Genomic DNA, 13371 nt, shown 5'->3' on the forward strand with positions numbered 1-13371 from the left:
CTGCCGGCGGCCGCGCCCCGCTGCGTCGCTCCGCTCCTTGCGTGCTGCGCTGGAAAACGCTTCGCGTTTCCTCAGCTCCGCACCCTTGCGGGTTCGAATCCCTCCGCATGCCCACAAGAAAGCGCCCTGGGCTGATAAAAGCCCGGGGCGCTCAGTTACCTTGGCTGGGACGGAGGGATTCCGCGTCCGCCTGCCGGCGGCCGCGCCCCGCTGCGTCGCTCCGCTCCTTGCGTGCTGCGCTGGAAAACGCTTCGCGTTTCCTCAGCTCCGCACCCTTGCGGGTTCGAATCCCTCCGCATGCCCACAAGAAAGCGCCCCGGGCTGATGAAAGCCGGGGCGCTCAGTTACCTTGGCTGGGACGGAGGGATTCGAACCCCCAACAGCCGGCACCAAAAACCGGAGTTCTACCGTTGAACTACGTCCCAATGTGTGGTGCTGCCCAAAAGCAGCTCGTCTAGTTTACCTAATCTGCGAGGGCATCGCAAACGCCATCGAGCAGGCGTACGGCGAGTGTCTGGGCATCGCTTGCGGTGAAGGTTCCGTTGTAGCGCGTCATGCCCGTGAGCTCAATGCGGATACGTGCAGGCTTTTGTTGCGCGGCGATATTGGCAGTGCGGATGCGCTGCGCCAGGTTGTGACATTCGGCAAGGGCGATCGTGGCGCGCGGGGCTGCATCTGCGGGCAGCTCATCGCTTGCGATCTCGAGTACCAGGTCCACGTCGGTCGGAACCTCGGAATCGCAAAGCATCATGCCGCTGTTGTCGGTCGTCGCCGTGGCGATGTTCCACATGCGCGATGCAACGCTGCGTGCGATGGGGTCCTCACCGATAACGGCAATCTGGAAGCGCTCGAGCACGTTGGCGGCGCGGGCAAAGCCGATGCGCGACTCGGCCTCGGTAACCGAGGGTTTGCCCTCCCACACGTGATGCAGACGGTTGATATAGGCGTAGGTATCCTGGAATGCCATGCCGTCGGCAAACAGGCCGACATTTTCTTGGAACTGCTGCAAGGCCGCCTCGGTGTGCGGGCCAAAGTAGCCGTCGTCCTCACCGCAGGCAAAACCCAAAACGTTGAGTGCCCTCTGCAGGGCCCGAACGTCGGCACCATGGAAATTGGGCATGCGCAGATAAAGCGTGCGGTCGCCCAGCTTATACGAGGCGTCTACCAGGGCGCTCCAACAGGGGATATCGACGGCGTAGCCAGCGGCAAGGCCGCTGTCGAGCCTAAAGGTGCCAACAGCCTGCTCGGTGGTGGTGCCAAAGCGCTTGTCGGCGACCTCGGCGTCATCGATTGTATAGCCGAGCTGCAGAAGGCGGGACTGGACGTCCTCGACGGCTGCTCCCTGCATGCCCGTTGTGATAGGTTCCATGAACGAACCCCTTTCGGCGTACCATTCGTACTATTTGAGCGTATGTCGGATAGACAACGCAAAGGGTTGCATAAACTTGCACTCAACAGTGTAGCAAGTTGTACCCAAATGCGCTGCTGACAGGTTTTATAACCCCCGCTAGTTAAGGCGCTCCACAAAGAAATCTGCCATGGAGTCGAACAGCTCGCGTGCATGCGGGTCGAGCTCGACACCTTCGATAGCGGCCTTGGCCTTGGCGGTCAGGTTAAGTGCGTAAGTGTGGGCGAAATCGACAGAGCCGGTCTGCTGGAAGATCTCCACGGCGCGTGCGAGTTGCGCGGGGTCCTCGGTGCCCGAGGAAAGGATCGCCTCGACTTCGTCGTGATAACGCTCGTCTGACAGGGCATGCACGGCGACGAGCGTGCGCTTGCCCTCTGTGATATCGGTGCGGAAGTCCTTGTTGGCGGCCTCCTTGGTGCCAATAAGGTTGAGCAGATCATCTTGGATCTGAAAGGCAAGGCCCGTGTGCAGGCCAAAGGCACGCAGCGCCTCAATCTGGTCTTCGCTGCCGCCACCGATAATGGCTCCGGCGGCAAGTGGCGTGGCTCCGCTGTAGTACGCGGTCTTGTGCATTGCCATGTCCAGATAATCGTCAACCGAGATGTCAAAGCGCCCATCGCGGACCCAGCCCAGGTCGAGCGCCTGACCCTCGATGGTGCGAACGATCATCTCGGTGAGCTCGTGGAGCACGCGGAGCTTCACGTCTGCCTCGAGCGTGGGGTCGTCGAGAACCGTCTTGGTAACCATGGTGAGCGCTAGGTCGCCGCAGTTGATGGCAAGTCCCGTACCCTCGGTAAGGTGCATACAGGGCTTGCCGCGGCGCAGCTGGCCGTTGTCGGCGATGTCGTCATGGATAAGCGCTCCCGACTGAAAGTGCTCGATGGCCGCCGCCGCGCTTCGGGCGCTCTCAAAGCTGCCGCCTACTGCGGTGGCGGCGAGCATGCAGATGAGCGGCCGGTGGCGCTTGCCGGCATTGGCCGTAAATGCCGAGAGCGGGCCATACAGGTAGCGCTCGATATCGGCAGAGGTCGCCTGTCCGTCAAAGAACGTGGCCAGATAGTCGTTAATCTGGTCAAAATGCTGGGCTAAAAAGCTGGTAAACGGACTGGACACGGGTTCTCGCATTCTTTCTTAGGTTGCATCGTTGCGTTATGCAGACAACATATTGCCACATTAGGGCATCGAGCGCGGCGGTTGAAGACGATTGAGCCATGTTGTCGCAAATGCGGCAAGAGGCGCGGCTAGATAAGTCCAAAGTGCTCGAGCGCGGTGACGACGCCGTCGTGGTCGAAGCTGTCGGTGACGTAGTCGGCCTTTTCCTTGAGGAAGTCCGGCGCGTTGCCCATGGCGACGCCAACATCGACCGCCTCCATGAGGGCGATGTCGTTGCTTGCGTCGCCGATGCCGTACACAGTGCCGTGATCTGGCCCCAGGGCGTCAAGCACGGCCTTGATTCCGGCCCGTTTGGTGCATTCGCGAGGCGAGATTTCCGTGACCTCGAGTTCGAGCTCGTTGAGGCAGAGCAGAGGCCCAAGCTCTTCATCTTGGGCGATGCGGTTGGCGAGCGGTGTGGACATAAGAATTTTATAAGCGTTGTAGTGCTTGAGTTGCGTGACGGCGTCGCCCACGGTGCGCGCGTATCCGTACGTCTCGGGGGCATCTGCGCTCATGCGCACGACGCGATCGATGCCCTCAAAGCGAATGACCTCACCCGATTGTTCGAGATAGGGGGCGAGGCGCTGTAGCAGACCGGGGTTTATGGCCGCATTTCGCACAATGCGCCCCTCGAGTTCGACGTAGCCGCCCGCGAGACATACGATGCCCGCCCACGGCAGCTCGAGCAGCTTGGGATGGATGCAGCTGAGGGTGCGCCCCGTGCAGATAAAGGCTTTGTTGCCGTTGGCGACAAACGTGCGAATTGCCTGTGCAACCGTTTCGTTGGGATAGGGGGAAAGGTCTCGCTCGCCCTCGGGGAGCTCTTGGGCAAGTTTGGGATCTTGCCAGGCAAGCGTACCGTCGATGTCGAAGAAGCAGATATTGCCATGCTTTTTGGCGTCATCGGCGGCATGAGAAAGCGGGGTGGCAAATGCAAAACCCGGTTCGAGTCCCATAATCTGATCAAAGTGCTCTTTGACGCGGGGGACCGAGACGCCGATGATTACCTGGGCGGTCTTGCCGGTGACGATGAGGCCTTTGGCGCCCGCTGCGACAAAGGTTGCGTTGTCCGCGACGATAGAAGGGTCCGCGACTTCGACGCGCAGCCGCGTGGCGCAGTTGGTTGCGCCCACAATGTTGGAGACGCCGCCCAGAAGCGCCACAACCTGCTCGGCGAGCAGACGATCTTGTGATGCCTGGCAGTCGGAAGCGCCGGCTTCGGATAAGCGCTTTTCGTCAACGTCGTTTCCCGTCAAGCGCGAGAGCGCCGTGTTGCTGGCAATGTAGTCCTCGCGTCCCGGGGTTTTAAGGTCAAAGGTCAGGATAAGACCTCGAAAGCTCAGAAAGAAGATGACGCTAAAGACGAGTCCGATTCCGAGTGCCAAAAGGTAGGAGCCGGCATGCGTCCGCATGAGCGGGATAAAGTTGAAGGCAGCCATCTCCATAAGGCCACCCGAGAAGATGCCGACGACGCCAAAGAAGTTCATGGCCATGGCAAGGCAGGAGGATAGGACGGCGTAGAGCAAAAAGAGTCCGGGATAGGTGAACATAAAGAGAAACTCGAGCGGCTCGGTGACGCCGCAGACCATCGAGGCGACGATGGCGGGCAGAAGGATGGTCTTGAGGCTGGCACGGCGTTCGGGTTTGGCCGTGGTGTAGAACGCTCCGGCGATGGCGGGAAGACCAAAGAGCTTGACCCAACCGGTGGCGGTGAAACCAGCCCAGGGCGCTAGCTCGTTGAGGGGGCGCGTGCTGTGCGAGAGGATGGGAAGCAAGTTGGTCCACGTGGCGTAGATGCCATCGGTAATAACCAAATTGTCGTAGTAGATTGGCATGTAGAGCAGGTGATGCAGCCCCACGGGCTCGAGTGCTCGCTCTAAAAACACAAAGGCGCCCACGCCGAAGGGACCGACGCCCGTAAGTGCATGGCGCAGTGTTTCGGTCATTGCGTATACGATGGGCACGATGGCGGCCGAGATAGCGGCAAGGGCGAATACGGCAAAAAAGCTAATGAGGTAGACCAGCGAGGAGCCCGAGAAAGTACCGAGCCAATCGGGAACCTTGGCATCGTAGAAGCGGTCATGGATGGCGACGACGGTGGCCGATACCGCCAGCGGGCCGATAATGCCGGTGTCGAGCGTCTTGATGCCGTCGATGACGGTGATGCCGCTGGCGGAGGTCAAAGACGACGGGTACTTAAGTCCAAGGTTGTCGCCGCTCAGCTTAATGATCTCGCTCAAAAAGAAGCAATAGGCAAAATAGGCCACGAGTGCCTCGAAGCAGCAGCGCGCCGGTTGCTTTTGGGCAAGGCCGATGGGCAGCGCTACGGCAAAAAGCAGTGGGAGGCGTTTAAAGACCGTCCACGAGCCGCGCTGGATGATAGCCCAAAAAACATACCAAGGGGTTCCGTATACGGCGAGGTCGCCGACGATGTCCGCAGACGTTGCGAGGGCGGAGACGCCGACCATAAGGCCCGATATGGAAAACAGCATGGCGGGCGCGAACATTGCCCCGCCAAAGCGTTGGATTTTCTGCAGCATGTTCTGCCTCCCGAACATCGAGGTGCGTTGCAGGTGGTGAAACGTTTAAACAATGGATTCATTGTAGAGGACCAGACGATTGTCGTGTCGGCAGTTTTGAACGAGACCGATTTGGGCACGACAGAAGCCGCCAACGGTTACAATACTGTCGCTTTACCGATAATCGGTTTAAACAACCCCAAGAAATGCTATCGTGCCTAGCCAGCAAGAAGATGTAGAGGTGAAGCCATGCCAAAAGCGATTTACGAAGGAATCTACCGCGAGATCCGTTCGCGCATCATTAACGGGACCTATGCGTTTCAGGAGATGCTGCCAACCGAAGCCGAGCTGACTGCGGAATTTGGCTGCACGCGCAATACCGTCCGCCGCGCCTTGAGCATGCTGGCCGACGAGATGTTTGTGCAGCCCATACACGGCAAGGGCGTGCGCGTTATTTGGCTCAAGGGCGAAACCGACATGTTGGGCGCACTCGAGGAAGTCGAGTCGTTTGGCGAATTTGCAAAGCGCAACAATGCCGTTGCATCGACGGACGTTAAGTCCTTTGAACATCTGGTCTGCACCGAGCAGCTCTCTCGTCGCCTGGGCTTTAAGGTGGGCGAGGAGCTGATTCGCGTAGTGCGTGTCCGAAGCCTCAACGGCAGCGCGCGCCAAGTGGACCATGGCTACTTTTTGGAGTCGATTGCCAAGGGTCTGACCCCCGAGATCGCGGCAGAATCTATCTACGACTATCTGGAGCACAAGCGCGGCATCAAAGTGATGGCGAGTCGCCGTACGGTGAGTGTCGAGCTCGCCAACGATGAAGACTGCAGCTATCTTGACCTCGGCAAATACAACTGCGTTGCCGTCATGGAGAGTCAGTCGTACACATCGGATGGCATCTTGTTTGAGGTGACGCATGCTCGCACACACCCCGAGATCTTCCATTACCGCGTCAATTCCAAGCGATAGGTAACAGACGCATAAGCTTGCGTTTCGATATGAAGCGCTCCGTGCGGTCGATGGGATATCGGCCGCACGGAGCGCTTTAATTGTTTAGACAATATTTGTCAAGTACGAATGTATCAAGAACCGTTCACCGAAGTTTTTCTACCGCTCTAGTAATACTTGTTCAAACAACTGGCCAAATAGCGTATTGTACAAATCAGAAAAAGGGGCAAAGCCCCCGAGCCAATCTCCGAAGGCGGCGGCAAAGGGTGCCGCCACGGTGTGAAAGGGTGGATTGTAATGAAGAACGAAATGAGCAGAAGGCAGTTCCTGGGCTTCGCTGGCTCCGCGGCCACGGTCTTTGGCCTGGGTCTCGTGGGCTGCGGTGGCTCCGCCGGCTCCGGCTCCTCTGCTTCTGGTGACGCTGCCGAGGTCTACTTCCTCCAATTCAAGCCCGAGGTCGACAAGGAGTGGAAGGAGATCGCCAAGGCGTACAAGGAGGAGAAGGGCGTCGAGGTCAAGATCGTGACCGCCGCCTCCAACACCTACGAGGAGAAGCTCAAGTCCGAGATGTCCAAGAGCTCCGCTCCGACCTTGTTCCAGGTCAACGGCCCCACCGGTCTTAAGAACTGGAAGGACTACTGCGCCGACCTGTCCGATACCAAGGTCCGCGGTGAGCTCGTCGACGACTCCCTGGCTCTGCAGTCCGACGGCAAGGATCTAGGTATCGACTGGGTCCAGGAGAGCTACGGCATCATCTACAACAAGGAGCTCCTCGAGAAGGCTGGCTACAAGGCCGAGGACATCAACTCCTTCGACAAGCTGAAGGCTTGCGCCGATGACATTCAGGCCCGCAAGGACGAGCTTGGCGTTGACGGTGCCTTCACTTCCGCCGGCATGGATGACTCCTCCAGCTGGCGCTACACCACCCACCTCGCTAACCTCCCGCTCTACTACGAGTTCGAGAAGGAGCACAACCAGGAGGATGACGAGATTAAGGGCGAGTATCTCGACAACTTTAAGCAGATCTTCGACCTGTACATCACCGACTCCACCTGCGATCCTTCGCAGCTTGCCTCCAAGACCGGCGACGACGCCTCCAACGAGTTCGCAACCGGCAAGGCCGTCTTCTATCAGAACGGCTCTTGGGCCTACGCCGACCTCATCAAGGCCGGCATGACCGACGATCAGATTGGCATGATGCCCATCTACATCGGTGTCGACGGCGAGGAGAACCAGGGCCTGTGCTCCGGCGGCGAGAACTACTGGTGCGTGAGCTCCCAGGCCTCCGAGGATGCCCAGAAGGCTACCGAGGACTTCATGTATTGGTGCGTCACTTCTGAGACTGCCACCAGCATCATCGCTGACAAGATGGGTCTGACTGCCCCGTTCAAGAGCGCCAAGGACACCACCAACGTCTTCTCGCAGCAGGCTGTTGCCATGGCTAAGGACGGCAAGAAGACCGTCGCTTGGGACTTCGTTTACATCCCCTCTGAGGAGTGGAAGAAGAACCTCAAGCAGGCTCTGATTGCCTATGCTGCCGATAACACCAAGTGGGACGGCGTCAAGAACGCCTTCGTCGATGGCTGGAAGACCGAGAAGGCTGCTTCCGAGTAAGCAGTTGCTGCCCAAGCTATCTGATTAGCGACAGGGGGCGGGCAGACGTCGGTTTGCCCGCCCCCTGCATATTGAAAGGACCCTTCTATGGGCAAAGCACTCAAGCGCTGGTGGCCGCTCTTTATGCTGCCCACGTGCCTGGCGTTTATGATCGGGTTCGTGATCCCCTTTATCCAGGGTTTCTATCTCTCGTTCTGCCAGTTTATTACCATTAACAACACGCACTTCGTCGGTATCGAGAACTACGTGCGTGCACTGTCCGATCCGCAGTTTGCCACGTCGTTCTTCTTTACGGTGGCGTTTGCTTTCCTGTCGACGGTGCTCATCAACGTGATCGCCCTCGCCATCGCGCAGGCGCTCACCCGCAAGGCGCTCAAGGGCACCAACATCTTCCGTACGATCTTCTTCATGCCTAACCTGATCGGCGGCATCGTGCTGGGCTACATTTGGCAGATTCTGATCAACTGCCTGCTCTCCAACATCGGTGCCGATCTTATCGCCCTTAACTCTGCTGCTGGCTTCTGGGGCCTTATCATCCTGACCCTGTGGCAGCAGGTCGGCTACATGATGATCATCTACATCGCCGGTCTGCAGTCCATTCCGTCAGACTACATCGAGGCCGCCAAGGTCGACGGCGCTACGGCATGGCAGACGTTTTGGAAGGTTAAGATCCCCAACCTGATGCCGACGATCACCATCTGCCTGTTCCTGTCCATCACCAACGGCTTTAAACTGTTCGACCAGAACCTCGCCCTTACCGGTGGCGCCCCGGCGCACTCCACCGAGATGCTCGCCCTGAACATCTACAACACGTTCTATTCGCGTGCTGGCATCGCATGGCAGGGCATCGGTCAGGCCAAGGCGGTTATCTTCTGCATCCTGGTCGTAGCAATCTCCATGATCCAGCTTAAGGCCACAAGGTCCAAGGAGGTGCAGCAGTAATGAAACGCGATAAGGCTATCAACCGTGCGCTCTCGATTTTCTTTACGATCCTGTCGCTCGCATGGATTTACCCCGTGTTCATGATTGCGCTCAATTCCTTTAAGAAAGGGACCGCAATCAGCACCACCACGGCATTCGATCTGCTCACGCCCGAGACGTTCAACGGCCTTGCAAACTACGTGCACGCCCTTAACGAGCAGGGCTTTGCCTCGGCGTTTATGTACTCGCTCATCATCACGGTCACGTCGGTCGTGCTGATCTTGGTGTGCTGCTCCATGTGCGCTTGGTATGTGGTGCGCGTCAACAGCAAGATCTCGAACTTCTTCTATTACCTGTTCGTGTTCTCGATGGTCGTACCGTTCCAGATGCTCATGTTCACGCTGTCCAATTTGGCGGACCGCATCGGCTTCAACACGCCGTTCAACATCTGCTTTATTTACCTTGGATTTGGCGCGGGCCTAGCGGTCTTTATGTTCGCCGGCTTTGTAAAGAACATCCCGCTCGAGATCGAGGAGGCGGCCATGATCGACGGCTGCAACCCGGTCCAGGTGTTCTTTAAGATCGTCCTTCCCATCATGAAGCCCACCTATCTTTCGGTCGGCATTCTCGAGACCATGTGGGTCTGGAACGACTATCTGCTGCCCTACCTCACCCTCGACTCCACCAAGTACAAGACCATTCCTATCTTGATCCAGTACTTCCGCGGCGGCTACGGTCACGTCGAGCTCGGCCCCATGATGGCCTGCATCATGATGGTCGTTGTCCCCATCGTCCTCATGTACATCCTCTGCCAGAAGTACATCATCGACGGCGTGGTGGCAGGTGCCGTCAAGGGCTGATGCCGTAACTGTTTTGCAAGTTTCTGCGGCGCCCCTCAGCGTGGCGCCGCGTATCGAAAGGTAGAGACATGGCCGAGATCGTTCTCAAACATGTTCAGAAGGTGTATCCCAACAACGAGTCCAAAAAGAAGGGCTTCTTTGGCAAAAAGAAGAAGACCGAGGAGAAGAAGCACAACCTCAAGGTTACCGAGGATGGCGTGCTCGCTGTAGAGGACTTCAACCTCACTGTTCACGACCAGGAGTTTATCGTCCTCGTTGGTCCCTCTGGCTGCGGTAAGTCCACGACGATGCGCATGGTTGCCGGCCTGGAGGACATTACCTCGGGTGACGTGCTCATCGACGGCAAGCGCGTCAACGACGTGGCACCCAAGGACCGTGACATTGCCATGGTGTTCCAGAGCTACGCTCTGTACCCCAACATGACAGTGTACGAGAACATGGCGTTTACGCTTGAGCTCAAGAAGGTCCCCAAAGACGAGATTGACCGCAAGGTTCGCTCCGCTGCCGAGATTTTGGGTATCACCGAGTACCTCGACCGTAAGCCTAAGGCGCTTTCGGGCGGCCAGCGTCAGCGCGTTGCCATCGGCCGCGCCATCGTGCGTGACCCCAAGGTATTCCTGATGGACGAGCCGCTGTCCAACCTGGACGCCAAGCTTCGTAACCAGATGCGTGCCGAGCTCATTAAGCTTCGCCACGAGATCAAAGGCACATTCATCTATGTTACCCACGACCAGACCGAGGCTATGACCCTCGGCGACCGCATCGTGGTCATGAAGGACGGCGTTGTTCAGCAGATCGCCACGCCGCAGGAGGTCTTCAACCATCCCGCGAACATCTTTGTCGCCGGCTTCATCGGCGTGCCGCAGATGAACTTCTTCGATGCCCAGCTGGTGCGCTCGGGTGAGGGCTTTACCGTCAAGACCGACGACATGAATGTCGCACTGGCCCCCGAGACCTGCGCTCAGCTTGCGCTTAACTGGGACGGCGAGGACATGAAGGAGATCACGGCCGGCGTGCGTCCCGAGCAGATTCTGCTTGCCGACAAGGGCGAGGAGGGTGCGCTTCAGGGCACCATCGAGGTCACCGAGCTCATGGGTTCGACCGAGCACGTTCATGTGACGTCTCCCGACGGCCAGTTTGTCCTGATCATCCCTGTCGTCGACCTCGAGGCCAGGGGTTCGCTCAAGGCCGGCGACCCCATCTGGTTCAAGTTCGAGAAGAATGCGACCCACCTTTTCGATAAGGTCTCTGGCAAGAACCTTATCTAGGCCCGATTCAATCAGGCCCTCCTTTTGGGCGACTGCGGTTTTGCCATCCTTTTGCCGTAGTCACATATAAGGTTCCCCTCTCGTCCGCTGAGCGAGAGGGGAACCTTTCTTTGTGCTGGGGCTGTCTGGCCGGTCGTTTGTCTCGATCTGTAACAGGAGGAGGGCCAAATTGGGCCTAGATGTTACAGATTGAGACGGTTTCCCGGAACAATTCTGTTTGTCTCATTCTGTAACAGGTTGACCCAATTTTGCCGTCTAGGTGTTACAGGCCGAGATTATTTGGTCGAGACAAATCACAGGCCGGCGTATCGGCACAAAAAGCGGAGCCGCGTTGCCGCGACTCCGCTTTCAAAAGGATGGGTAATGGAAGCGAAATTAGCTCAGGTGCCAAATCTCGTCGTTGTACTGGGATATTGTGCGGTCGGACGAGAAAGTGCCGGCGTTGGCGATGTTGATCAGCGCCTTGCGCATCCAAGCGTCCCGGTCCTCGTAGTCTGCCAGCACGCGCTCCTTAGTCTGGATGTACTCCTCAATGTCGAGCAGGGACATAAACCAGTCCTTGCCCTTGATGTCGTCGTGCAGACGCTGCAGGCGCTCCGCGTTGCCGGTCGCCATAAAAGCGGGGTTGGTAATAAAGTCCACCAGTAGCTTAATACCGGGCTTGAGGTAGAGCGTGCCGGCGTTATAGCTGCCGTCGGCGTAGAGCTGCTCGACCTGTTTGGACGAGGCGCCAAAGGTGTAGATGTTCTCGTCGCCCACGAGTTCGGCGATCTCGACATTGGCGCCGTCGAGCGTGCACAGGGTCAAAGCACCGTTGAGCATGAACTTCATGTTGGAGGTGCCGCTCGCCTCCTTGGAGGCCAGGCTGATCTGCTCGGAGATGTCGGCGGCGGGAATCACGCGCTCGGCAGCGGTGACGTTATAGTTCTCGATCATGACAACTTGCAGGTAGGGAGCCACGTCGGGATCGTTTGCGATCCACTGCGACAACGTCAGGATCAGATGGATGATGTCCTGCGCGATAGTGTAGGCAGGTGCCGCCTTGCCGCCAAAGATGATGGTGACGGGGTGCTTAGGTCTATTGCCGTTCTTGATGTCGAGGTACTTCCAGATGATGTAGAGCGCGAGCATCTGCTGGCGCTTGTACTCGTGGATACGCTTGACCTGAACATCGATGATCGCGTTGGAGGGAATGGTCACGCCCTGCTCGAGCGCCATGAACTGGCGCATGATGGCCTTGGCCTCGGCCTTGGTGGCGGCCAGGCGCTCAAGAACGTCCTTGTCGTCGGCGAATTCGGCGAGCTTGCTCAGGTCGCCGGTGCTGCGCCAATCGGTACCGATTACATCGTCGAGCAGGCTGGCAAGTGCGGGGTTGGCTCCCTGGATCCAGCGGCGGAAGGTGATGCCGTTGGTCTTGTTGGAGAACTTTTCGGGATAGATCTCGTAGAACGGGCGAAGCTCGGTGTCCTCCAGGATCTTGGTGTGGAGTGCGGCGACGCCATTGATGGAGAAGCCAAAGTGAATGCCCATGTGGGCCATGTGGACGGTGCCGTACTCGTCGATGATGGCGACGCGCGGGTCGCCATGCTCGGCCTTGGCAATCTCATCGAGCTTGACGATGATGTCGGCGATGACAGGGGAGACCTTCTGCAGGCTGGTGAGCGGCCATTTCTCGAGCGCCTCGGCAAGGATCGTGTGGTTGGTGTAGGCGACCATGGATCGCACGATGGTAACGGCTTCGTCAAACTCGATGTCGTGCTCGGTGGTGAGCAGCCGGATGAGCTCGGGAATGACCATGGTGGGGTGCGTATCGTTGATCTGGACCACGGCGTAGTCGGCCAGATCGTGCAGGTTGCTGCCGCGTTCTACGGCCTCGTCGATCAGGAGCTGGGCGGCATTGCTCACCATGAAGTACTCCTGGTAGATGCGAAGCAGGCGGCCCTGCTCATCGGAATCATCCGGATAGAGGAACAGGGTGAGGTTCTTGGCGATCTTGGTCTTGTCGAAGTCGATGGAGCTGCCGGGGACCAGGCCCTCGTCGACACTTGCCAGGTCAAACAGGCGCAGGCGGTTCTTGGTGGGCTGGCCATAACCGGGCACATCGATGTTGACGAGCTTGGAGGTGACGGCAAAATCACCGAACTCGACGGTGTAGGAGCGGTCGTCATCGATCAGGATGTCCTGCTCGCCGAGCCACTCGTCAGGGACGGCCTTCTGCTGGTTGTCGGCAAAGCGCTGGCGGAACAGGCCGTAATGGTAGTTGAGGCCCACGCCGTCACCGGTGAGGCCCAGCGTGGCAATGGAATCCAGGAAGCATGCGGCCAGACGACCCAAGCCGCCGTTGCCGAGCGAAGGCTCGACCTCAAACTCCTCGATCTTGTTGAGGTCGTGGCCGGCGGCGACGAGCTGGTCCTTAACCTCGTCATAGATGCCGAGGTCGATCATATTGTTGATGAGCAGCTTGCCGATCAAAAACTCGGCAGAGATGTAGTAGAGCTTTTTCTTGCCGTTGTTGAGCGGACAGGCGGCAGAGCGCTCCTGCACGAGCTTGACCAGCAGCTTATAAATACGACGGTCATCGAGCTGCTCGAGCGAGGTGCCAAAGGACTGCTCGGCGAGTTCTGCGAGGCTTATACGGGGCATGTTTCCTCCTGTGGTGAGTCGACTACATGTCAGAA

The 13371-nt window shown here is 58.2% G+C and carries 9 protein-coding genes and 1 tRNA gene; 5 read left to right on the forward strand and 5 right to left on the reverse strand.

All coding sequences use genetic code 11. From position 1 onward, the window contains the following. Positions 1–350 precede the first annotated feature (350 nt). The 4 genes from FYJ40_RS00005 to FYJ40_RS00020 all read right to left on the reverse strand — a co-directional run bounded on the left by FYJ40_RS00005 (position 351) and on the right by FYJ40_RS00020 (position 5103). A tRNA-Gln gene (locus FYJ40_RS00005) sits at positions 351–425 on the reverse strand. A 38-nt stretch (positions 426–463) separates the two neighbouring features. After that, positions 464–1369, reverse strand: a complete 906-nt coding sequence (locus FYJ40_RS00010; RefSeq protein WP_195838517.1) for a peptidoglycan-binding protein — start codon at positions 1367–1369, stop codon at positions 464–466. A 138-nt stretch (positions 1370–1507) separates the two neighbouring features. After that, positions 1508–2521, reverse strand: a complete 1014-nt coding sequence (locus FYJ40_RS00015) for a polyprenyl synthetase family protein (protein ID WP_370450552.1) — start codon at positions 2519–2521, stop codon at positions 1508–1510. Between the two features lie 128 nt (positions 2522–2649). Continuing rightward, positions 2650–5103 carry a PTS transporter subunit EIIC gene (locus FYJ40_RS00020; protein ID WP_195838516.1) on the reverse strand — a complete coding sequence of 818 codons (2454 nt, stop codon included), beginning with the start codon at positions 5101–5103 and terminating at the stop codon, positions 2650–2652. Between the two features lie 228 nt (positions 5104–5331). On the opposite strand from FYJ40_RS00020, the gene FYJ40_RS00025 reads away from it, so the two are divergent. The 5 genes from FYJ40_RS00025 (at position 5332) to FYJ40_RS00045 (ending at position 10693) form a co-directional block, all read left to right on the forward strand. Then, positions 5332–6051, forward strand: a complete 720-nt coding sequence (locus tag FYJ40_RS00025; RefSeq protein WP_154515144.1) for a GntR family transcriptional regulator — start codon at positions 5332–5334, stop codon at positions 6049–6051. A 276-nt stretch (positions 6052–6327) separates the two neighbouring features. Continuing rightward, positions 6328–7644: an ABC transporter substrate-binding protein gene (locus tag FYJ40_RS00030; RefSeq protein ID WP_154515142.1), complete on the forward strand. Its 1317-nt coding sequence runs from the start codon at positions 6328–6330 to the stop codon at positions 7642–7644. 87 nt (positions 7645–7731) lie between these two features. Beyond that, positions 7732–8586: a carbohydrate ABC transporter permease gene (locus FYJ40_RS00035; RefSeq protein ID WP_152073297.1), complete on the forward strand. Its 855-nt coding sequence runs from the start codon at positions 7732–7734 to the stop codon at positions 8584–8586. After that, positions 8586–9425, forward strand: a complete 840-nt coding sequence (locus tag FYJ40_RS00040; RefSeq protein WP_154515140.1) for a carbohydrate ABC transporter permease — start codon at positions 8586–8588, stop codon at positions 9423–9425. The genes FYJ40_RS00035 and FYJ40_RS00040 overlap by 1 nt, the downstream gene beginning before the upstream one ends. A gap of 68 nt (positions 9426–9493) precedes the next feature. Continuing rightward, positions 9494–10693: an ABC transporter ATP-binding protein gene (locus tag FYJ40_RS00045; protein WP_154515138.1), complete on the forward strand. Its 1200-nt coding sequence runs from the start codon at positions 9494–9496 to the stop codon at positions 10691–10693. A gap of 375 nt (positions 10694–11068) precedes the next feature. Here the strand turns inward: FYJ40_RS00045 and FYJ40_RS00050 are convergent, their stop codons facing one another. Continuing rightward, positions 11069–13336: a glycogen/starch/alpha-glucan phosphorylase gene (locus FYJ40_RS00050; protein WP_154515136.1), complete on the reverse strand. Its 2268-nt coding sequence runs from the start codon at positions 13334–13336 to the stop codon at positions 11069–11071. Positions 13337–13371 lie beyond the last annotated feature (35 nt).

It is taken from the genome of Collinsella sp. WCA1-178-WT-3 (M1) (assembly GCF_009696325.1).
GTDB lineage: Bacteria > Actinomycetota > Coriobacteriia > Coriobacteriales > Coriobacteriaceae > Collinsella.